19 protein-coding genes are annotated in these 21,192 nt (G+C 62.7%); 3 read left to right on the plus strand and 16 right to left on the minus strand.

The annotated features are described in order from the left end of the window. Positions 1–340: 340 nt before the first annotated feature. A complete protein-coding gene (locus AAC640_RS16190; RefSeq protein ID WP_340268123.1) occupies positions 341–736 on the minus strand; it encodes a polyketide cyclase in 396 nt (131 codons plus the stop codon). Positions 737–1,389: 653 nt separating this feature from the next. Between AAC640_RS16190 and AAC640_RS16195 the strand changes: the two genes are divergently transcribed. Beyond that, positions 1,390–2,625 carry a tyrosine-type recombinase/integrase gene (locus tag AAC640_RS16195; RefSeq protein ID WP_340268197.1) on the plus strand — a complete coding sequence of 412 codons (1,236 nt, stop codon included), beginning with the start codon at positions 1,390–1,392 and terminating at the stop codon, positions 2,623–2,625. Here AAC640_RS16195 and AAC640_RS16200 read toward each other — a convergent pair. From AAC640_RS16200 to trbJ, 7 genes are all read right to left on the minus strand, one after another. Beyond that, entirely contained in the window at positions 2,622–2,822 is a 201-nt protein-coding gene (locus AAC640_RS16200; RefSeq protein WP_340268125.1) for a helix-turn-helix domain-containing protein, read from the minus strand. The genes AAC640_RS16195 and AAC640_RS16200 overlap by 4 nt on opposite strands. Positions 2,823–2,825: 3 nt before the next feature. Continuing rightward, the gene (locus tag AAC640_RS16205; protein WP_340268127.1) at positions 2,826–3,041 is read right to left on the minus strand and encodes a DUF2274 domain-containing protein; all 216 of its coding nucleotides are present in this window, start codon (positions 3,039–3,041) and stop codon (positions 2,826–2,828) included. Between the two features lies 1 nt (position 3,042). Next, positions 3,043–4,245: a TraB/TrbI/VirB10 family type IV secretion system protein gene (locus tag AAC640_RS16210; RefSeq protein WP_340268129.1), complete on the minus strand. Its 1,203-nt coding sequence runs from the start codon at positions 4,243–4,245 to the stop codon at positions 3,043–3,045. Then, a complete protein-coding gene (gene trbG, locus AAC640_RS16215) occupies positions 4,242–5,174 on the minus strand; it encodes a P-type conjugative transfer protein TrbG (RefSeq protein WP_340268131.1) in 933 nt (310 codons plus the stop codon). Before trbG ends, AAC640_RS16210 begins: the two co-directional genes overlap by 4 nt. Further along, complete coding sequence (gene trbF, locus AAC640_RS16220) at positions 5,171–5,983, minus strand: conjugal transfer protein TrbF (RefSeq protein WP_340268133.1); 813 nt, start codon at positions 5,981–5,983, stop codon at positions 5,171–5,173. Before trbF ends, trbG begins: the two co-directional genes overlap by 4 nt. Next, complete coding sequence (gene trbL, locus AAC640_RS16225) at positions 5,983–7,284, minus strand: P-type conjugative transfer protein TrbL (RefSeq protein ID WP_340268135.1); 1,302 nt, start codon at positions 7,282–7,284, stop codon at positions 5,983–5,985. Before trbL ends, trbF begins: the two co-directional genes overlap by 1 nt. 114 nt (positions 7,285–7,398) lie before the next feature. After that, positions 7,399–8,157, minus strand: a complete 759-nt coding sequence (trbJ, locus tag AAC640_RS16230) for a P-type conjugative transfer protein TrbJ (protein ID WP_340268137.1) — start codon at positions 8,155–8,157, stop codon at positions 7,399–7,401. Between the two features lie 268 nt (positions 8,158–8,425). Between trbJ and AAC640_RS16235 the strand changes: the two genes are divergently transcribed. Further along, positions 8,426–11,221 carry an SIR2 family protein gene (locus AAC640_RS16235; protein WP_340268139.1) on the plus strand — a complete coding sequence of 932 codons (2,796 nt, stop codon included), beginning with the start codon at positions 8,426–8,428 and terminating at the stop codon, positions 11,219–11,221. 142 nt (positions 11,222–11,363) lie between these two features. Beyond that, positions 11,364–12,713, plus strand: coding sequence for an argonaute/piwi family protein (locus AAC640_RS16240; RefSeq protein ID WP_340268141.1), 1,350 nt, complete (start codon positions 11,364–11,366; stop codon positions 12,711–12,713). A 163-nt stretch (positions 12,714–12,876) separates the two neighbouring features. On the opposite strand, the gene trbE is transcribed toward AAC640_RS16240, so the two are convergent. The 8 genes from trbE to AAC640_RS16280 all read right to left on the minus strand — a co-directional run bounded on the left by trbE (position 12,877) and on the right by AAC640_RS16280 (position 21,192). Then, on the minus strand, positions 12,877–15,312 hold the full coding sequence (gene trbE / locus AAC640_RS16245) for a conjugal transfer protein TrbE (RefSeq protein WP_340268143.1): 2,436 nt from the start codon (positions 15,310–15,312) through the stop codon (positions 12,877–12,879). Then, a complete protein-coding gene (locus AAC640_RS16250) occupies positions 15,306–15,578 on the minus strand; it encodes a VirB3 family type IV secretion system protein (RefSeq protein WP_340268145.1) in 273 nt (90 codons plus the stop codon). The genes trbE and AAC640_RS16250 overlap by 7 nt, the downstream gene beginning before the upstream one ends. Continuing rightward, positions 15,575–15,910, minus strand: a complete 336-nt coding sequence (locus tag AAC640_RS16255; protein ID WP_459113012.1) for a TrbC/VirB2 family type IV secretion system protein — start codon at positions 15,908–15,910, stop codon at positions 15,575–15,577. Before AAC640_RS16255 ends, AAC640_RS16250 begins: the two co-directional genes overlap by 4 nt. A 2-nt stretch (positions 15,911–15,912) precedes the next feature. After that, positions 15,913–16,902, minus strand: a complete 990-nt coding sequence (trbB, locus tag AAC640_RS16260) for a P-type conjugative transfer ATPase TrbB (RefSeq protein WP_340268149.1) — start codon at positions 16,900–16,902, stop codon at positions 15,913–15,915. After that, positions 16,899–17,315 (minus strand): CopG family transcriptional regulator, encoded by a 417-nt coding sequence (locus AAC640_RS16265; RefSeq protein ID WP_340268151.1) that lies wholly within the window; start codon positions 17,313–17,315, stop codon positions 16,899–16,901. Before AAC640_RS16265 ends, trbB begins: the two co-directional genes overlap by 4 nt. Before the next feature lie 2 nt (positions 17,316–17,317). Further along, positions 17,318–19,369, minus strand: a complete 2,052-nt coding sequence (locus tag AAC640_RS16270; protein WP_340268153.1) for a conjugal transfer protein TraG — start codon at positions 19,367–19,369, stop codon at positions 17,318–17,320. Positions 19,370–19,571: 202 nt separating this feature from the next. Then, the gene (tnpA, locus tag AAC640_RS16275) at positions 19,572–19,991 is read right to left on the minus strand and encodes an IS200/IS605 family transposase (RefSeq protein WP_340268155.1); all 420 of its coding nucleotides are present in this window, start codon (positions 19,989–19,991) and stop codon (positions 19,572–19,574) included. A gap of 61 nt (positions 19,992–20,052) precedes the next feature. Beyond that, the gene (locus tag AAC640_RS16280) at positions 20,053–21,192 is read right to left on the minus strand and encodes a PIN-like domain-containing protein (RefSeq protein ID WP_340268157.1); all 1,140 of its coding nucleotides are present in this window, start codon (positions 21,190–21,192) and stop codon (positions 20,053–20,055) included.

Below are 21,192 nucleotides of genomic sequence, written 5' to 3' on the forward strand. Positions count from 1 at the left end.
CCGCGCCGATAGCCGCTAACGCGTTGGTGACGATGGGAAAGCTGCACCCTATCAGCATAGTTCGTGGATCGGCATAATCGCCCAAAAGCCATAATTTAAACCGGCTGCGCGATCTGGCCGAGGAACTGGAGCCGTCGCTCAAAACCGTCTGGCCGCGCGAAACCCGGTTCGAGAAGCGCTGCTATTCCCTGCTGCGGGATGCTTACATTAAGGCCAGATATTCGCGTGCCTACCGGATCACCGAGGAAGAGCTGGACTGGATCGCGCAGCGCGTCGCGCTGCTGCAAAATCTCGTCCGCGAGGCATGCGAAAGCCGCATCGAGACCCTCGCCAAGGCTGCCTAACCCTCGACCAGCGCTTTCAGGGCCTTGAGGTCGCGGTTGATCCATTTGATGTCGGCCGCGAACCGCTCATCATCCATATCGGGCTGGCGAAATAGCGTCAGCATCACCTCCGCGCCGTCGCCATTCTGGACGACGCGCAGCGGCACATGGACTTCCTGGCCGTCCCCCACATCGACAAAATGATCCATCACGCCATAGCTGTTCTGGGGCGTGAACCGAATACGGACTGGGCCGTCGGCACCATCCGCCAGCCACATATCGCCCTCCTTTCGAAGGTCGGATTCGGCCAGCCCCGATGCCCATTTGGGGAAGAATTCCGGGTGCCAGATCATCTCGTAAAGCGCCTGCCAATCGCTCTTGATGGTGATGCTGTAGGTACGGGCGGGCAGCATGATTGCGTCTCCAGGAGGGGAATTGATCGTCCGCTACAGTTTGACTCTCTGTTTGTCAGGTGCAGGCGGGGGAATGTCCACCAGCGTCCGAAAGGAGGATGGTGCCGGGTTAGGAGATGCGCGCAAGATAAAGGCCGGCACGCTTCGTCGCATCTGCCCGGGCAAGCCCTTGTCTGCACATCCTTTTTGCTGGAGACGGCCTGTCTCGTGGGGGAGATCGAACCGGCACTGTTTCCTCGCAAAGCCGCGGAAAAGCGTGACTTTTGCGCGAGATACTTGAGGCCGCCGGGCCTCTCTCGCCATATCCTGGATGATGGCACAGGATGACGATTCCTTCGAGCCCCGCGTCGGGCGTTCGCGGCGCGACAGCGCCCGCCCACCGCGTGGCTCAAGGCTGCGCTCAGAGATCATGAAGCAGGTCGCCCGGCGCGGCGGCAATCCACGCCGGCTGGGCGATGCTGGTGTTGGTTCTGGGCACCAACGGCCTTTCCGGGAACGTCCGGGAAGGTCCAGCAAGCGGCTGGTTTTACAGCATATTTTCAGTGAAAATCGCCGAATGGAATCCGGGCTCATCCACCCGAATCCATCGGCAGCACCATCAAAATGATGGTGTTTTTGATGGTGTCGGCGAGCCCTTTGGAGCTGGCACCATCATGGCACTGAATCACATCCAGATCACCAACGCCAAGCCCAGAGACAAGGCCTACAAGGTGGCCGACTCCGATGGGCTGTACCTCGTCGTCCAGACGAACGGTGCGAAACTCTGGCGCATGAACTACCGACACCTCGGTCGGCAGAAGACCCTCTATTTCGGCGCTTGGCCTGAGGTGGGAATCGCCATGGCGCGCCAGCAGCGCGACAAGGCGCGGGAGCAGATCGCGGCCGGCCTCGATCCCGCTGCCGAGAAGAGGATCGAAACCCTCGCGCGCAAGGTGGCCGCTGACAACACATTCAAGACGATCGCTGAAGAATGGTTGGCGAAGAACGAGCGGGAGGGTCGCGCGCCGATCACGCTCGACAAGATTCGTTGGCTCCTCGGCATGGCGTATCCGATGATCGGCAGCCTTCCGATTACGAAAATATCGCCGCAGGAAGTTTTGGCCGTCCTGCGCAAGGTGGAGGCGACCGGTCGCTACGAAAGTGCGCGCCGGATGCGCAGCGTGCTCAGTCGGGTGTTCCGTTACGCAATCGCGACTGCTCGGGCCGATCGCGATGTCGCTGCCGACCTGCGCGGCGCGCTCATCACCCCGAAGGTCCAGCACCTTGCCGCGATCACGACTCCCAAGGAGGCAGGCGGGCTCCTGCGCGCAATCGACGGTTATACGGGCCACGAAATCACCGCGATCGCTCTGCGGCTATCACCCCACCTGTTCGTCCGGCCGGGCGAGTTGCGCAAGGCGGAGTGGGAGGAAATAGATACGCGAACCGCCATCTGGTCGCTCCCGGCGGAAAAGATGAAGATGCGCCGGCCGCATCGCGTATCGCTGTCGCGACAGGCGCTGGCGCTACTGGAAGAACTTCACCCCCTGACCGGCGATGGAAGGTATCTTTTCCCGTCATTCCGGTCGCCTCGCCAGTGCATGTCGGAAAACACCATCAACGCGGCACTGCGCCGGCTGGGCTACAGCCAGGAAGAAATGACGGCGCACGGCTTCCGGGCCATGGCGGCGACCCTGCTCAACGAGATGGGCATCTGGAACCCGGACGCCATCGAGAAGCAGCTCGCCCACCTCGACACCTCAATGGTGCGCCGTGCTTACACCCGCGGTGAATACTGGGATGAACGCGTCCGCATGATGCAGCACTGGTCAGATTATCTCGACCAGTTGCGGGACGGCGCGAAAATCCTGCGGCCGAACTTCGGCAAAGGTAGGGGCACGCCAGGCTAGACGCCGGTCAGGGCTTTCAGGCTTTTGTACGGGATAAGCGTGGATCGACCCACCTTCACGGTTTTCAGCTCACCGGACTGGATCAGCTCATAGAGACGCGAGCGGCTGATACCGGTGAGCTGGACCGCCGTGGAGATGCGGACTGTCAGAGGCTCGATGAGGACGGCGTCGGCCTGGCGATCAGTGCTGTGCGCCATAAATCACAGCTTCGTCCTGTTTCGCGCAAAGCTCCTGTCACTTTCGAGGAAGGCAGCGAGCATGGCGGGAATCAACTCGGTGACTGGCTCGTCGCGGCCGTAGGTCCGAGCGTAAAGCGCGGCATAGTCGCTCAAAGCCTGATGAAGGTCCGGCATCACAGCGATGCTGAGCTTGACCGGATTGCGATCGGGAAGCTGGGGCAGTCTGAGGTCAGCCATTTCAGCGCTCCTTCTCTCGCCAGGGTGCGAGAATGAGATCCTTGTAGACGACCAGCCGGACGGTCGCTCCGGGCCGGATCGTGATGGTCGGCTGGATGTTGAGATTGCGCGATGTGAGCTGATCGCCGGCGCGCGACACATTCTGCTGGGTCGATTCCCTGATCGCCTGGACGAGGTCGCTCTCACCCGTAATCGTCAATTGCGAACCCACCCCGAGCAGCGTGGACAGCGCGACGCCCTTGAGGAGCGCCCATGTGTGGAAATCGACCTTGTCCTGCAGGCCGGCATAGCCCGACGCGTCTGTGGCTGGAACATTGTCGATCCTGAGCGAGCTGCCGTCGGGTAGCATTATGCGCTGCCACACGATCAGTGCACGCTTCTGGCCGAACGCCACGACGCTATCGTAGCTCCCGACCAGCCGTGATCCCTGCGGTATGAGCAAGATGCGCCCGGTTGGGCTGTCGAACACCTGGCTGGTGACTTGTGCCGTGACCAGCCCTGGCAGGTCGGACCGCAGGCCGGTTATCAAGCTCGCCGAAATGACGCTGCCCGCAGAAAGCAGGTATGGCGACGGTGCCGCGGTCAGCGTGTGCGGATTGATGTCCCCGGAGCGATCGAGCGTGCCGACAAACTGGGCCTTCCGCCCCTGAGCGTTGGGGTCCCGATCCGGATCGATAGCTGGGCCAGATGTCTCTGGCGTTGGGACGACCGGCGGCGCTGAGGCGTCGGCTGCTACTGTCGGCGACGTGGCGGTGCGGCCTTGCACCAACACCCCGGATTGGCGAGCGGCCCTCAACTCCGACAGCTGCCGCTCCCGCTCTTGCGCCTGAGACCGGCCCGACGGATCATTGCCGACGCCGGTTTCCGTTGCCATGCGGCGCTGGCTTTCGAGGATCGGCCGACCCAGATCTCCGGGCAGCGGAGGGCCGAGCTTCGGGGTATCGCCATAGGTTGCGGGCAAGCCGTTCAGAGCGTCAGTCGAAGGGCGATTGCTCGGTTCCGATAATTCCTGGCGATCCGCGACCGCGCTGAAGACGCGTGGTTTCAGCGCGATCCAGGCCACGACGACCAGGCTGACGGATCCGAGCGCGGCGACGGCGATGATAACGCCGCGACGGAAGCGTATCGCGCGCGCGGGCTTCGTCCGGATCGCCAGCGTCTCGGGATCGAGCTTCGCGGCGGGAGAGATGGATTCCTCGCTCATGAGCGCTTCCCCTTTCGCGAGGGAGCGCCTTCACCGATGCGCGCGATCCGGACAACCTGCTGCTTCCTGGTGCCGAGCCTGAGTTCGGCCGCGTCGAAGATTCGGTCGACGACGTAGAACCGGTCGCGGACACGATAATTGACCAGCTCTGCCTCGCCGGTCGGCCCGACGACGAACAGTGGTGGCGCGTCGCCGACGGCGATGCTGGCTGGGAACTCGACAAAGGTCTGCCGGCCATCGTCGAACGCACGAAGGGGACGCCATGCGGGTGCGTCGCCACTGATCGCATAGTTGAAGTGGAGGCTGTCGACCGCCAGTCCTTCGGAGATCGGGCCCGCAGCCGCAGCCTGATCGGCGGCCCGGCGCAGGGCGATCAGCTGGTCGGCTGGGTATGTCCATGACAAGGCGGCCATGGCGGTGCGCGACGTTGCGATGAGTTGGAGGTGGTAGCTCCGCCGATCGGTCGTCACAACGAGATTGGTAGCGAGGCCCGAGGTAAACGGCTTCACCAGGATGTGCGTTCGCTTGTCTGCGCTGGTGCCGCTCGTCGTGTCGCCGATGACCCACCGGACTGTATCGCCGGCCGCCACCGCCACAAGATTTTCGCCGGGCTGCAAGGCGATGTCGGTGACGGCCCCGGGCGCGGTGTAGACTTGGTAGATCGTGCCGTCGCTGAACGGGAAAACCTGGACCGCATTCACGAAGCCCTGTGCCTGTGGCTCCAGCGTGGCTGCGCGATTGGCCGCAGCGACACGCGCCACCATCGGGTTGACGCGCTTGCGGGCGATCGTTCGCCGAGTTGGCTGCCTCGGCGCGGGCGACGCCTTGGAAACCGAAATGGACACCGGTGCTGGTTGAGACGTCGTGGTCTGGGCTTGCGTTGAAGTCGCGATGATCGCGAGGGCGGACGCTGCGAGAATGAACTTCATGGGCGTGACTCCTGGGCGGGCTGCGTGGGAGCAGCGAGATTGGGATCGAGGGGTGAGCCGAGCGGCAAGCCTGCCGGGACAGGCGGTCGGGCAGCAGGCGGCGGTGTCGGACGCGACTGCGCGGGAGGATCGAGTTCCCGGCTCCAGTCGACCGCATCGACATAGACACCAAGCGGGTTCTTCCGGAGCGTGTCCGCATCGGTAGGTGCCCGCATCACGACGGTCAGAATCGCCGTCCAGCGCTGCGTGCCCGACTGCGCGCCGCGCTCGTAGGCGGTCTCGGTCCATTTGACTTGGAAGGACCGGTCGGACGCGCGCACCACGCTCGTCACCTGAACCGACACCGTCCGCTCGCCGATATTGGCAAACGGATCGGCGGTTCGGGCATAGTCGCCGAGAAACTGCGCGCCGCGCTTGGTGGTGAAATCATACGCTTCGAGCCAGTCCTGGCGAACCAGCACCGGATCGAGCGATCGGCCGCGGACGTTCGCGATAAATCGCGACAGGTGCCATGCGATCTGCGGATCGGTTGGATGGTAGCCCGCTTCTGCTTCCGAGACGGCGCGCGCCTCGCCGAGCCGGTCGACCTCCACGACATAGGGGGTGATGCGGCTCTGCACCGACTGCCAAACGAGAGCTGACGAAAGACCGCCGGAGAGGGCAAGGCACCCAAACGCCATCAGGCGCCAGTTGCGCGCTTGCACGCGAGCAGAACCGATCCGCTCGTCCCAGACTTGGCCGGCACGCTGGTACGGCGTCTCCGGCTGCGGGGTTTGTCCGTAACGCTGGACGGCGCGTTTGAAGATCATCAGTCGTCCCTTTCCTTGATGTCGGGGGTGGCGGAGGCGCCGCCGCGATCGCCTTGCTGCAGGGTGTGCACGGCGATCTGACGGTGATGTCGGGCGGTCTGCTGGCCACGCATCGCTCTTGCCCAGGCCGGGGTGCCGTCGGCTTCGGCGGATGATCCTACTTCGGCCCGGCCGCTGCGGTTGAGGGCATTCCAGGCCGCAGCCCGACCCTGCGAAGCGGCTTCGCCCAGGCCGAGCGCACTCGAGGCACGGTCGCGGGCGGCATTGCCGGCGGCGCGCGCCACGCCGCCAAGGCCAGCCGCCATCGTCGGTGACGACGCGGTTTCCTTCCCCAGCGTGTAGGCGGTCGAAGCTGCCGACCCCATCGAGGTTCCGGCCCGCACCGCGCCGAGTGCCGCGCCGCCAAGTGCGCGCGCCCCGCCAATGGCTGCGCCGCCTGCAAGCATCGTGATCCCCGCCGCGCCGACGGTCGTTCCAAGCGCGGCACCGGCCCCGAGTTGCGGAGCGCCCGCGACGAGTCCCGAAGCAATGCTGGGACCGAAAATGCCGAGACCGAACATGGTGAGGCTGGCGAGCATCAGGCTCAGTGCCTGGTTGATATCGGGCTCTTGGCCCTGCAGCGCGGACGTGAACTCGGTGAAGAAGTTCGATCCGATGCCGACGATGACCCCGAGCACCATCACCTTGATGCCCGACGACACGACGTTGCCGAGGACGCGTTCGGCCAGGAAGCTGGTCCGATTCCAGAGCGCGAAGGGCACGAGGATGAAGCCGGCCAGCGAAGTCAGTTTGAACTCGATGATCGTGACGAACATCTGCACCGCGAGGATGAAGAAGGTGATGATCACGATCGCCCAGGCGAACAGCAGCACGGCGATGGTCAGGAAATTATCGAAGAAGCTGACGAAGCCCGTCAGCTCGGACACCTGCTGAAGCAGCGGCCACGCGGCGGAGAACCCCGTGCCGGCGAGGCGGCCCGGCTTGAGGAGGTCCGCTGCCGATAATGTGCCGCCGCCTGCGGTCAGGCCAGCCTGCGCGAACGAGCGGAAGATGATGTCGGCAAGCGTCGAGAAGCTGTTCAGGATGAACGCGAACGCGCCGATGTAGAGGATCTTCTTGAGGAAGCGGCCGATCACATTGTCGTCGCCACCCATCGCCCAGAAGAGTCCGGCCAGCGTGACGTCGATGCCGATCAACGTCACGGTCAGGAAGTGAACGTCACCGCCGAGCAATCCGAAGCCGGCGTCGATGTAGGTGATGAACGCCTGCATGAAGCGGTCGATGACATTGAGATCATTCACGGCTGTTGGTTCCTCGGCGAAGTGAACGAGGCCGCGGGGCGAGGCCGGGGGAGCGAAGCCCCGCCCCGCGGCGGACGACGACGGGAGGCGAACCGTCGCCGCCCTCCGGCGCGCCTATTGGGGGGTGTAGGCAGTGCCGGAACCGAGGAACTTCTTGGTCGCCGCTTGCGCATCGATCTGCGCCTGCGCCTGCCGCGCGCGCTCGATCGTCTCGGCGCGATACTGGGCGGCCATCATGTTCTGGATCTGGAACTGCTGCTTGGCGCTGAGCGCGAGCAGCTGGTTGGTGGCTTGTTGCGCCTGCAAGGATCCTTCGGCGCCTTGGCTCTTCGCGACCAGCGACGACAAGGTCTGGGCATCGGCCGCGACGTTTTCGGCGACCTGTGCCTGCACGGTCATCGTGTGCTGGTAGGCGGTCATCGCGGTGTCGAGGCGAGAGCGCGCGGCAACGACCTGGTCGTTCATCCGCAATGCCTGGCCGAAGCTCTGCGGGAAGAGCTGGTGGAATTGCTGGTCGATACCGGAGACCTGAAGCCGGATGCCCTGGGCTTGTCCCATCAGCCGATCGACCTGTTGCAGCGTCTGGGTCAGCGCCTGCAGCTCGGGGAAATCGATCGTGGTCAGGTTCTTCGCCTGGTTGAGCAGGCTACGCGCCTGGTTCTGCAGCGACTGGATCTGGTTGTTGATCTGGGTGAGCGTCCGGGCGGCCGTCAGGATGTTCTGGCTGTAGTTGCTCGGATCGAACACCGTCAGTTGCGCGCGGGCAGGCGTGCTTGTCATGGCCAGGGCCACGGCAAGAGAACCGGCGGTACCGACGCCTAGCGCGCCTGCGATCAGATATTTGCGGGTTGGTAAGTGGCGATAGTTGCGCACGGGCAGACTCCTCGGTTGGGGAAAGTCTGCAAGTTCGATCAACTCGGCTTTAAGCGGCAGAACCTATCTGGTGACGCTGGGTGCTGTTCGGGGGACACGGACCTCAAGCCACCTGATATTGAAATCGGGCACGACTGTTTTCGTCGATATTTCGGTCGAATGGCAGACTGGGGCTTCCCCTTTCCGCTCAAATCGCGCAGATTGCCGTTCGGCTTTTGTTCGCACTTAGCTAGATCATCAGTGGGGCATATTCGTCTTGGCAGTCAGAATGCCGACATCCGGCATAAACCCGTCAGAAATTCAACGTGCGGTGCCGGGCCGGCTTCGATCGCTGCTGCGTGGGCAGCCTGATCCGGTTCTTCTGCTTGGCGCGGGCGCGTCAATTTCGTCAGGAGTTCCAGCTGCCGGCGAAGCCGTCGAGAGAATCGCGAGATGGCGGTGGTGTCTAGACAATGATCGACTGCCGAATGACCCCAGTGTCCGCCGCGCTGATTACTGGCCTTGGCTGGCCGCGCAGCCCTGGTTTTCGGCCGATGTTCATCTTGCGGAACTGTATCCGGACGCGGTCAAGCATTTGCTGAATGTCGCAAATGACCGGCGCGTCTTCTTCGAGGACATGATACATCCGCCGGTGCACCCCAACCGGGGCTACAAGGGCCTTGCTAATATCCTCCACCAAGGCTGGATCACCACCGTTCTCACGACAAATTTTGACGAATGCATCCAGAACGCCCGTGTATTGGTTACACGTCCCCACCATTTGGTTGCCATCAAGACGCCGTCAGACTTGGTCCGTTTTTCTTCTGCGCCGGAAAACCCCCAACTCGTCTATCTCCATGGCTCGGTTGAGCATCTGACCGACAAAAATCTGACGGTCGATGTGCAGAACATGGATAGCGAGATTGTTGAGCGCGTCCGCCCACTGCTCCGTGATCACCCGATCATCGTCGTAGGCTATCGGGGCGCAGAGCCCTCGGTGATGAGGGGCCTGTTTCTCGACAACATTGGCTACGCGAACAATTTCTATCACGGTATCTACTGGTGTGTGCTGGATCGGGAGATCGACGCGCCAATGCCGCCGATGGTGTCGGAACTCGCGTCAGCGATTGGTGGCAACTTCACCAAGGTACCGATCTCGAGCTTTGATGATCTCTTCGAGATCGAATTATACAATCGGTTGGTCGCCGAGGGCGCGCAGCCAACCCGTCGGAGCCATGGCTATCGGCCAACCGAACTGCCGCTGGATATGAGTCCGATGGACGGTGGTTCGTTGGACGGCGTCGACCGCGTTCTGCTTTTCACGCGCTTGCGCGAATATGCGGCAGTTCTGAACAACTGGGCGCCGGAATCGTACCAGGAAGAATGGACGCTCGGGATCGCAACGACTTTCAACCTGCTCATGGCCCGTGACGGTTCTACCGTTCCCACCGTGGCGGGTTGGCTGTTGTTCGCGAATGATCCCTCCACACTAGTGCCGAACGCGTTCGTTCGCTTTCATGCCAAGGGCCCGGTAACCTGGCTCCGCCAATGCCTCGGGGACGATATTGATCTCGTGCCTGAGGCCGATGAAGGGGACCGTCTTGTCGATGTGGAAATCCGAGGCAACCTGTGGTCGCAACTCGACCAACTCACCGAGCTTTTGTCGCGCGTCAATCGGCAGTTTCGTCTGAAGCAGGAGGTGTCGCGGCAGGTTCGCTCCTACAGCCCATTGGCGCTCAAGGAGATGATCGTGAATGCGCTGGTGCACCGAGACTATGCGTGTGCCGGTCCGGTCGAAATCCTCGTGACCCCGGAGCGGATTGTCACGCGGAGCCCAGGCGGCTTGGTGGATACGGTTGCGGCTCAAATCTACGATCAAGAACTTCAGGCGCTCATTAAGAGCGGCCAGCGGAGCATCAAAGGTTACCGAAATCCCGTCATCTCCGATCTCTTCTATGGTGGCGGCCAGATGGACCACACCGGGTCCGGTTTGTCGGACATGTGGAAGGAGACCATCAACAATAATGGCGACGTGGACTTCGGGCCAAGGGACGAAAATAGGGCATTCGCCGTTGAAATCCGGGCACGCCCGGAGGCTGTGGACGACATCACGAATACCGCTATCGCAGATGAATCGCAGGTCACGCGCTTCACCACGAACCTTCTACCTATCCATACGATGCCAGATCGAATCTGGCATGCTGGAACGACTGCAACGTACACTGGGGGGCTCTTTCGGTCGGCGGGCGATCTGCCGGTGCCGCCCGGGCATGTGCAAGATGGTCGCTTCTATACGCTCTATGACCTCGACGACGTCGCCGACGCGCTAGTGACGCCGTTCGATCCCGGCGATATCGAGACGGTCACCCCCGAGGAACTCATTGAGCTTCCCAACGGCGAGAATATTCTGATCAAACTCCTGGTAGATGCCGTGCTCGGACATTGCCGCGCGCTCGGAATGCAGATCGATTTCAAGCGGAAGCGTGCTCATTTCCCTCGTTTCGAGGAGGAGCATGAACGTCGGATCACATACAAAGCCCGGTACAAGCGGGCCACCAGAACCGTCGTCAAGGCTAGGACTAAGAGGGATACCGGGGACATCTCCTACTATGAGCACAAAGCTCTCTCGATTTCGGTCGCTCCCTATGGTTCCGAGTGGTGCATAATTCTCTCGCCCGGCTACGCCTTTACGCGGAACGGTTTCGGTCGGCTGATCGGCAACGAGCTCATCAACAGCCTGTCGACACGGCGGGCTGCAAAGGATTTCAATTCGAACGTCCATAACGACCTTGCCTTCTGGCAGGCTATGCTGGCGGATCAAGCAGAGGGGGTTTTCTCGCTTCAGCCCGATGTGCGGGATGAACTATCAATGTTCGCTCCCAATATCGTGATCAGCAATCAGCTTCCCGCGGCGTCCTTGAATTCCAATGCACTGGATGAGTTGGCGAGCATTCAAGTCGATCATATCGATGAGCTCGACGAGCTTGATGAAGAACTTTCCGCGATGGCGGACATGGTCGAACTGGACGATCTTCGGGAGCCGGAGCCGGTGAGTGCTTCCGATCGGGCGAACGACGATGACTGAGCTCTCGCTCTTCGAATTGCGCCCGCCGCCTTTGCAATTCGGTGGCGCTGCATCGACGTCCGATCCCAAGTCGGGCCTCGACAGTGCCGGCCCCTTTGATCTGCGGTTTGGGTCAGCGCGAAAGGACGCGATCTATGTTGGCGTGATCGGCCCTGCGGACGTTGTTGATAGTGCGCAGAAATGGTTGACCCGCTGCGCGGCCGGGATACCGTCGTTCGGACAGGGTACGGCGCTGCGGCGACCGTTCCCAGGCTTTGCGGAGGTTTTCCGGAAGAAGCTGGTCTTTTCGGCGCATCTCACCATCGTTCTGAATGAAGCGCATACCGACCCGCTCGAGCAAGCTCTCGCGGGAACCGATGCGTTCCAGCGTTTTCAGACGGTCGTCGATCTCTACGATATCGCGCTTCAGCGGTTGGCCGGACGCGATGTCAACCGACCCGATGTGGTCCTAGTTTGCCTTCCGCAAAGCGTGCTCGATAAGTGTAGGACGGTCGAACGGCAAAATACCGAGGCCGAACGCGAGCGGGCCAAAGCGATCCGAAAAGCGCGTGCCAGTCGGCAGACCGACTTTTTCGACCTGCTCGACGAAGTCGAGGAAAGCGAGGATGACTTCCTCAAGCGCGATTTGCGACACGCACTGAAGGCCAAAGCTTTGGCGGCGCGGCTGCCGATCCAGATCGTCACGCCCCGACTGCTGGAGGATGGACCCAAGAGCGAGGATCCTGCCACCCGCGCCTGGAACTTCTCGGTCGGCCTATATTATAAAGCGGGGGGCGTTCCGTGGCGTTTAAGTCCGCCTGGTCCCGAGACCTGCTTTGTCGGGATCAGCTTCCATCATTATCGAACAAAACAGCGACACGTTGTACAATCGAGCCTCGCCCAGGCTTTCTCGAGCGAGGGCGAGGGTTTCGCGATCCGAGGAGCGGGTGTGCCGGCGGAAGCGGACCAGCGTCTGAACGTTCATCTGTCTGAAGATCAGGCATTTGAACTCGGAGAGCGCATAATTGCTGAATATGCGTCGCGAACTGGCCGATCGCCACTTCGGCTTGTGATTCACAAGACCAGCCAGTTTGACGATGCAGAGATTAGGGGATTCCGCGCGGCGCTCGGAGACATCCCGATCGTCAGCCTCGTTACAATGGTCCCAAGCGCCTTTCGCCTTGTGCGCTTCGGCATGTATCCGCCCAAGGTGGGCACGATCTGCACCGTGAACGGGGCGCGGACTTTTCTTTACACATCTGGCTATATCCCTGAAATTGAGACCTATCCTGGCCCGCATATCCCACAGCCATTTGAGGTGCGCTCGATCGGCCCCGAAGACTCGTTGTCGGCCGCAACCGATATCTTTAACTTGACGCGGATGAATTGGAACACGGCTGATATTCGTGGGAAATGGCCCGTGACACTTTCGTTCGCTCGCCGTGTTGGCGGCATTCTAAACGAATATGGCGAGCAGGATCCGGACGAAACCTCATTTCGATACTTCGTATAAGGGCAGCAATTGACTGCTAGTCCCGCCAATTGGGTCGGCTCCTATTGTAGCCTTTATATTTTCGGCGTCAGAAGCTCTTTTAGCAAATGCCGGCTACTGCCGGAATACTCAGGTTCGATGGCAGGACGATGCAGAGAGGGGTACTTAGCCGCCAGCGCGCTTTTCAGACGTTGGCTTTGTGCGGATGTCCTCGAAGCAACTCAGCTACCCAGTCGAAACCAGCATCGACGAGGAAGCGCGCAGCGAAATCCGCCTTGCCGCCGTCGGCGATCATCGCGTCGATCCGCGCTTGGGTGGCCGGGTTGGAGGCACCGCAGAGCGCCAGCGCGATCGGCCCCAGCCCTAGCTCGAAGAGCCGATTGCCGCGCGCCGACTGCAGGTAATATTGCCGCTTTGGTATGGCGCGGCTGACCAGTTCGATCTGGCGATCGTTCAGTCCGAACCGCTCATAGGCTTCGCGGCTTTGCGGCTCGATCGCGCGATCATTGGGCAGCAGGATACGCTGTGGGCAGCTCTCGATGATCGCGGGCGCAATGCTGCTCGATGCGATGTCGGCGAGACTCTGCGTCGCGAACAGCACCGCGACGTTCTTCTTGCGCAGCACCTTCAGCCATTCGCGGATGCGCGCTGCAAACAGCGGATGGTCGAGGAATATCCAGGCCTCGTCGAGTACCAGCAGGGTCGGCCGGCCATCGAACCGCTCTTCCAGCCGGTGGAAGAGATAGGTCAGCACGGGCGCCACCACGCCGGCCTGGCCCATTAGCTCCTCGGTCTCGAAGCACTGCACATCGGCGAAGGCGAGATGCTGCTCGGCCGCGTCGAGCAGCCGTCCATAGGGGCCGTCCAGCGTGTAGGCGCCGAGCGCGGTCCGAAGCGCATTGGATTGGAGGAGCAGAGTCAGCCCGGTAAGGGTGCGTTCCTCGGGCGGCGCAGAAGCGAGGCTGCCGAGCGCCGACCAGACGGCATTCTTCACCTCGGGCGTGACGAGGACCTTTTCGTGCGCGAGCAGCGCCGCGATCCATTCCGCCGCCCAGCTCCGCTCGGTGGTGTCATCGATCCTGCGCAAAGGCTGGAACGCCAGCGTCTCACCCGCATCGGCACCGAGTCCGAGCGCATGGTGTGCGCCGCCCATCGCCAGCACGGCCGCCCGTGCGGAAAACCCCTTGTCGAAGATATAGACTTGGGAGCCGGGGTAGCGCCGGAACTGAAGTGCAATCAGCGCGAGCAACACCGATTTGCCGGCGCCCGTCGGTCCGACCACCAGCATGTGCCCGACGTCGCCGACGTGGGTCGACAGGCGGAACGGCGTCGAACCTGCCGTGCTGGCATGGAGCAACGGAGGACCGTCGAGATGGGCGTTGCGGACAGGGCCGGCCCAGACCGACGACAGCGGCATTAGATGCGCGAGGTTCAGCGTGTGGACCAGGGGCTGTCGGACGTTCGCGTAGACCTGACCGGGCAGCGACGACAGCCACGCCTCGACCGCATTGACGCCTTCTCGTATCGTCGTGAAGCCGAGCCCGTTGACGATCCGCTCGACCCGCCTGACCTTGTCTTCGACGCCGGCGCGATCACTATCGCTGACCGTGATTGTCGTGGTCAGTTGGCCGAACGCGACATGGTCGCCGCCCAGGACCTGAAGCGCGAGGTCGGCATCGAGCACCTTGTTGTCGGCGTCGGTGTCGAGCAGCTGCGATGGCTGGTTGTACATGATCTCGCGCAGGAGCGCCGTGATCGACTTGCGCTTGTTGAACCACTGCCGACGTAGCTTTGTCAGCGCCTTGGTGGCGTCGCTTTTGTCGAGCGCGAGAAAGCGCGTGACCCAGCGATAGCCGAAGTCCTGACGGTTGAGCGCATCGAGGATTCCCGGCCGGCTCATGCTTGGGAAGCCAAGCACGGTAAGGGTGCGAAGGTGGGTCCCGCCGAGCCGCGGCTCCAGCCCGCCGGTCAGCGGCGTATCGACGAGCAACGCGTCCAGATAGACCGGCGTCTCCGGGACCGCGACATGATGCGGGCGATTGGAGATCGTACCATGCAGGAAGGTGAGCGTCTCGGAGTCATCGAGCGCGCGGACCTCGGGCATGAAGCTCGCGAAGAGATCCAGGGCGCGATCGCTTTCGGCGACGAAGCTGGACAGCGCTCCATGCCAGTCGCGGCCCTTGTCCGCATCGGGCCGCTCGACCAGCGAACGGCCGGCCGCCTCGGCGCTATCCGGCGTGGGCAGCCAGGTCAGTGTAAGATGGTAGCGGCTTTCATAGTGCTCGTCTTCGCCAAGGAAGGCGGCGCGGCGTTCCTGGTCGACCAGCCAGGACGCGGCGTCCGGAAACTCGCTGTCGGGGTAGGCAGATGCCTCGCGACGTTCGGCCTCGAAGAACAGCGCCCAGCCCGTCCCGAACCGCTTGAGCACATTGTTGGCCCGAGCACAGGCCGAGATCAGCTCGCCCTCGGTCGCGGATTCCAGGTCGGGTCCTCGGAAGCGCAGCGTCCGCTGGAAGCTCCCGTCCTTGTTGAGGACGATGCCCGGCGCGACGAGGGCCGCCCATGGGATATGGTCCGCCAACCGGTCGGGCCGGTGACGATATTCGGCGAGATTCAGCACGCGAAATAGCCTTTCTGGCGGAGATGACGGATCATCACGGGTGCGAAGTCCGGGTCGCGGCGCGCGGCGAAGACGGCGATGCTGTGGCCGACCGCCCAGAGCACGAGACCGGCGATCCATTGCTGGAGGCCGAGGCCGACGGCGGCGGCCAGCGTTCCGTTGACGATCGCGAGCCCGCGCGGTGCGCCGCCGAGTAGGATCGGTGATCCGAGGCTCCCGTGGATGGGAGCCTCGAACCCTTCGAGATGTTGGCCGGCGCCAATCACGCGATCAGCGCCCCACCGCCGAAGCTGAAGAAGCTGAGGAAGAAGCTCGACGCCGCGAAAGCGATCGACAGGCCGAAGACGATCTGGATGAGGCGCCGGAAGCCGCCGCTGCTCTCGCCGAATGCCAGCGTCAGGCCGGTGACGATGATCACGATGACGGCGACGATCTTCGCGACCGGACCCTGGACTGATTCCAGCACCTGCTGGAGCGGTTGCTCCCACGGCATACCTGATCCCGCCGCCTCCGCGGCGGGGGCTATGGCAAGGGTCAGGCCGATGGCCGCGCCGACGAGGAAGGTCGATCCGCGAGACGGAATCTTGGCAAGTTGCATGGTCATTCTCCTTGGGGGTTGAGGGGCGAGAGGAAGTCGGCGAGCGCGTAGGCGCCGGTGTCGGGATCTAGCCCGGCGACACGCTCGATCTGCGAGATGCGGCGCTGGAGGCCGCGTCCGGAGATGAAGACGATGATGTCGATCGCCTCGGCGATCAGCCGGCGCGGGACCGTGACCACCGCCTCCTGGACGAGACCCTCGATCCGGTAGAGCGCGGAGAGCGCGCTATTGGCGTGGACGGTGGCGATGCCGCCGGGATGGCCGGTGTTCCAAGCCTTGAGCATGTCGAGCGCTTCGGGACCGCGCACCTCTCCGACGATGATGCGGTCGGGGCGCAGGCGCAGCGTCGAGCGGACGAGATCGGCCATCGTGACGACGCCCGGTCGCGTGCGGAGAGCCACGGTGTCGGCGGCGGGACTTTGCAGCTCGCGCGTGTCCTCGATCAGGATGACGCGCTCATCGACCCAGGCCATTTCGGCGAGCAGCGCATTGGCGAGCGTGGTCTTTCCCGAGCTGGTGCCGCCGGCGACCAGAATGTTGTAGCGCTGGGTGACGCAGGCCTTCAGCCGGTCGGCAGCGGCCGGCGCCATGATGCCGTCAGCGACATAGTCGTCGAGGCTGTAGAGACGCTCGGCGGGCTTGCGGATCGAGAAGCAGGGTGCGGTCGATACGGGCGGCAGCACGCCTTCGAACCGCTCCCCAGCGCGTCCCTCGATATGCGGTGGCAGTTCGGCCGAGACGATCGGTGCGTCACCGTGAACCTCGGCCCTAGCATGGGAAGCGACGAGGCGGATGATCCGCTCGACCTGCGCGGCGTCCATCCGCACGCCCGTGTCGGTGCGGCCCTCGCCAAGTCGGTCGAGGCGCAGCGCGCCGTCAGGATTGACCATGATCTCGATGACACGGGCATCGGCCAGTGCTTCGGCGATCGCCGGCCCCATCGCCGTGCGCAGCATCCCGCGCCGCCGGTCTGCGGAGATACCGGCGCTCACCGGCCGGACTCCGCCGCGCCGCCGAACCCGTCGGCGATCGTCCGCCGTCCAGCGGCGATCTGCCGGCCGACCTGGGCGATGAAGGCATCGAACCGCTTGGCGGCGATGGCGCGGCCAGCATCATCGTTCTCGGCGAGCGGGGCTTGGACCGCCAGCTCATATCGGACGAACAGTGCCAGCGTTTCGAGCTGGATATGTCCGTCGCGTTCAAGCCGCCCGATAGCGGTGGTGAGGCGATCAAGCCGGATGCCGAAGCGATCCTCCAGTTCGGACGCGCCGCGCCGGTTTAGCCAAGCGGTGACCGCGTTGGTCAGGATCGCCGATTTCGACGTGCCCGGCTTTGCGGCCAACGCCTCGAGGCGGTCGCTTACCGGTTTCGGCAGGAATAGCTGGTGGCGGATTTTCTCGACCATGGTCAAAGATCCAGCTGCAGGTCGCCGGGTCGATGCCCGTTCGAACCATCGGCGCCGGCGTCGATGGCGTAGACGGTGCGTGCGGTGCCAAGCGCTCGTGCCTGATCCATGGCGCGCTGATCGGCTGCGGCATCGTCGTCATCAGCGCCGAGACCGAGCGGGTCGGTGGTGACGGGATCGGGGGCCAGCGGGTGATCGATTTCCTGCCCGGGTTGCCGGGCCTGCTCCAAACCTCCGCCACCATCGCCGCCGACCTCATCTTCTCCGGCACCGAGACGTGCATCGGTGCCGCGAACGGTGCCTGCCCAAACGTCCGGCCGCGCTGTCGGCCGATCGGCATAGTCACCGCTCGCCAGGTTCGGCGGTGGCAGCACGCGAGCCTTGAAAGTCCGGTCCTCGAAGTAGCGAAGCTTGGTCGCACGGATCGGCGGTGTGCCGGCGACGAGCACAAGCTCGTCGGTCGCGGGCAGCTGCATCACTTCGCCGGGCGTCAGCAGGGCGCGGGCGGTCTCCTGCCGGCTGACCATGACATGGGCGAGCCAAGGCGCGAGGCGATGCCCGGCATAGTTGCGCATCGCGCGCTGCTCGGTCGCTGTTCCAAGCGCATCGGAAATGCGCTTCGCGGTTCGCTCGTCATTAGTCGCAAACGCGATACGGACATGGCAATTGTCGAGGATGGCGTTGTGTTCGCCGTAGGCCTTCTCGATCTGGTTGAGGCTTTGGGCGATCAGGAAGGCGCGCACGCCATAGCCCGCGAGAAAGGCGAGGCTGGTCTCGAAGAAGTCCAGGCGACCGAGCGCCGGAAACTCGTCGAGCATCATCAGCAGTTTGTGCCGAGCAGCCGCGTTCGCCCCATTCTCGGCGTGGAGATGCTCGGTCAGTCGGCGGCCGATCTGGTTGAGCACTAGGCGAATAAGCGGCTTGGTGCGGCTGATGTCAGAGGGCGGCACGACAAGGTAGAGCGAGACCGGCGATCTGCCCTCGACAAGGTCCGCGATCCGCCAGTCGCAGCGCGACGTAACCATCGCCACTGTCGGATCGCGGTAGAGACCAAGGAACGACATGGCCGTCGACAACACGCCGGATCGCTCGGTTTCGGACTTATTGAGGACTTCACGCGCCGCCGACGCGACAACCGGGTGAACGACAGGCGCTTCGGCCGTGCCGAGATGATTTGTAGTCATCATCCGGCGAAGCGTGGCGGTGAACGGACGTTGCGGATCGGACAGAAAGGACGCCACCCGCGCGAGCGTCTTATCTTCCTCGGCATAGAGAATATGGAGGATGGCGCCGACGAGCAGGGAGTGGCTGGTTTTTTCCCAGTGGCTACGGCGCTCCAGCGCGCCTTCGGGATCGACGAGGATATCGGCAATGTTCTGAACATCGCGGACCTCGTCGATCCCGCGGCGAACCTCCAGCAACGGGTTGTAGCGCGACGAACGAGCATCGGTTGGATTGAACAGGAGGCAGTGGGAGAAGCGCTGGCGCCAGCCGGCGGTCAGCTGCCAGTTCTCGCCCTTGATGTCATGGATGACGGCCGAGCCTGACCAGCCAAGCAAGGTCGGCACGACCAGCCCAACGCCCTTGCCGCTGCGCGTCGGGGCGAACGCCATGATGTGCTCGGGACCGTCATGACGAAGATAACGTGGTCCGGTCCGACCAAGAAAAACGCCGGATTCGGTGAGTAGGCCAGCACTACGGATATCCTTCGCGGTGGCCCAGCGTGCGGAGCCATATGTCGTGATGTTCTTGCGTTGCCGTGCACGCCAGAGCGATCCGAAGATCGCGGCGGCGCAGCCGAGCAAACCGCTCGTCGCGGCGATCGCACCGGCCTCCTCGAACAGGGTTGGCGCATAGGCCTCGAACGAGAACCACCAGCCGAATAGGGACCAGGGCAGGTAGACCGGATGACCAAACGCGACGAACCATGGTCGGCCAAGCTCGGGTTGATAGGCCAATTCGGCGGCAGCCCATTGCGTGGCGAACCAGACGCCCGCCAATACGATGGCGAACACAGCGATGATCTGTCCGATGAGAAGTTTGGTCGGGGTCATGCGGGCCTCCGCCCGCACGAGAATCAATTCGTGTGGGCTCGGCCGTTAACTTCGACGAAAGCGCTCGATTGAATGAGAGGCTGTCTGGTGACCCAAGGTACCGATCTGGGGACGATCAATCCCCCCGTTCATTTTCCGGGCTGTTCGGGGCGTCGGCTGAGGCGCTGGTGGCTGAACGACTGACCGGCTGACGCCGGTAGGATCATGGGGCGGGGCTGAAGCCTTGTTTGTGGGTATGTCGGTCGAGATATCGCATGATGATGTCATCGGTGATGTTGCCGGACGTGGTTGAGAAATAGCCCCGTTGCCAGAAGCGCTGGCCCCAGTAGCGTTTGCGGATATGCTCGAACTCCTGCTGGATTTTGCGCGATGATCGGCCCTTTGCCCGGCGGACGAAGTCGCTCACCGAGACGTGCGGCGGGATCTCGACGAACATGTGGACGTGGTCGCATGACAGGGCGCCGTTGATGATCGTCACACCCATCTCGGCGCAGACCTGGCGGATGATCTCGCGGACCCTCAGGCGGACCTCGCCCCGGAGAACCTTGAACCGGTACTTCGGCGCCCAGACGAGATGGTAGCGATGATGGAAGGTCGTGTGACAACCGGTCGAATAGCCCATAGCCTGTAACCTCGGGAAAAGTGAGACTTCACGCCTATCGGCGGTCTCACTTTTCCCGAGGTTACAGGCTATCCACCGAGTCTGGGGCTGAAGCAACTATCCGACTGAAGTCGGAGGGGTTGCTCCTCACCGAGGACTCTAAAATACTGAGCTCACCATTTATCGCGTCAAGTCGCGCGCGAAGTTGGGAGCGGTCCGAGGACAGGCGCTCGCCATCGAGCGTTGGGCTTCCCGAAAGGGTCTGGACGATGCGTTCGCGCTCGTCCTCCAGTTCGGAGATTCTGATGACGACGTCATTCGCGTCGTTCGCCTCTCGTTGGCGGCGCTTGGCGCGCTCATCGCCAAGAAGGCTCTTTTCCACCTCGTCCACATTTTCACGGATTTCCTGGTGGCGTTCCGCAGCGACCCGAAGGAAGTTCGTAAACTCATAGATCAGGAATTCCTGACCGTCCGTTTCGCTATGGAATTCCTCGACCAATTCGGGGCGCGGCCCTAGTTTCCGTCCCCTGTAGAGCCACCACCAATCCTCCTTCACGTCGTCGGAAATGAAGACGATTGGCCGCTTTTCCTCCTTCGCTTTGGCTATCATGTCCTTCCAAATGATGAGATCGCCGAACTTATCGAGATCGCCGTCCTTCTTGATATCCTTGAATCCGGGCGGGATCTTCTTGGCGTATCGATCGTCGCCTTCCTTTTTGATCGCCGCGAGGCGATCGGCAGGCCATTTTTCACCGACTCGTCCCTCCAGCAGAGCAGTTAGCTCGTCCATCGCGGTCTGGATCTCGTCCTTGGGGTGAGATTGGGCGGCCGCGTCCATGCGGGCATGGAAATCTGCCTGGAAGGTCGCGATCGCGGCGAGTTCCCTTTCCACCTCAATGACGGGGTGCGCCCTCAACTGTCGGAGCTTTTCCTCGATTTGCTTCAGGAGACCGTCATAGTCGGCGGTCAGGCGCTGATAGGTATCCTGAGCACCAAATTCGACGTCGAGGCGGTTTCGATGAAACTCCAGGCCAACCTGATAGGGTATCCAGAGGGACTCGCGCAGGATCGTGAATACCCGAATCAATTCGTTTCGGACTTTCGCTGGATGACGGAGACAATGAAGTAGGACATTCGCGTCCGGAACGAATATCGCCGTCTCCCAAAGCGCGGAGATGCGATCGGCGTCGCGGGTGTACCAGCCCGGAAACTTGTCCTTCAT

This window comes from Sphingobium mellinum (genome assembly GCF_037860795.1).
Lineage (GTDB): Bacteria > Pseudomonadota > Alphaproteobacteria > Sphingomonadales > Sphingomonadaceae > Sphingobium > Sphingobium mellinum.

What these genes read in the sequence shown, in the direction of transcription:
- AAC640_RS16265 (WP_340268151.1), bottom strand. Translation starts at nt 17,315, where the DNA reads ATGGTCGAGAAAATCCGCCACCAGCTATTCCTGCCGAAACCGGTAAGC.
- trbG (WP_340268131.1), bottom strand. Translation starts at nt 5,174, where the DNA reads ATGAAGTTCATTCTCGCAGCGTCCGCCCTCGCGATCATCGCGACTTCA.
- AAC640_RS16270 (WP_340268153.1), bottom strand. Translation starts at nt 19,369, where the DNA reads ATGACCCCGACCAAACTTCTCATCGGACAGATCATCGCTGTGTTCGCC.
- AAC640_RS16255 (WP_459113012.1), bottom strand. Translation starts at nt 15,910, where the DNA reads ATGCAACTTGCCAAGATTCCGTCTCGCGGATCGACCTTCCTCGTCGGC.
- AAC640_RS16205 (WP_340268127.1), bottom strand. Translation starts at nt 3,041, where the DNA reads ATGGCTGACCTCAGACTGCCCCAGCTTCCCGATCGCAATCCGGTCAAG.
- AAC640_RS16195 (WP_340268197.1), top strand. Translation starts at nt 1,390, where the DNA reads ATGGCACTGAATCACATCCAGATCACCAACGCCAAGCCCAGAGACAAG.
- AAC640_RS16235 (WP_340268139.1), top strand. Translation starts at nt 8,426, where the DNA reads ATGCCGACATCCGGCATAAACCCGTCAGAAATTCAACGTGCGGTGCCG.
- AAC640_RS16190 (WP_340268123.1), bottom strand. Translation starts at nt 736, where the DNA reads ATGCTGCCCGCCCGTACCTACAGCATCACCATCAAGAGCGATTGGCAG.
- tnpA (WP_340268155.1), bottom strand. Translation starts at nt 19,991, where the DNA reads ATGGGCTATTCGACCGGTTGTCACACGACCTTCCATCATCGCTACCAT.
- AAC640_RS16280 (WP_340268157.1), bottom strand. Translation starts at nt 21,192, where the DNA reads ATGAAGGACAAGTTTCCGGGCTGGTACACCCGCGACGCCGATCGCATC.
- trbF (WP_340268133.1), bottom strand. Translation starts at nt 5,983, where the DNA reads ATGATCTTCAAACGCGCCGTCCAGCGTTACGGACAAACCCCGCAGCCG.
- AAC640_RS16200 (WP_340268125.1), bottom strand. Translation starts at nt 2,822, where the DNA reads ATGGCGCACAGCACTGATCGCCAGGCCGACGCCGTCCTCATCGAGCCT.
- AAC640_RS16210 (WP_340268129.1), bottom strand. Translation starts at nt 4,245, where the DNA reads ATGAGCGAGGAATCCATCTCTCCCGCCGCGAAGCTCGATCCCGAGACG.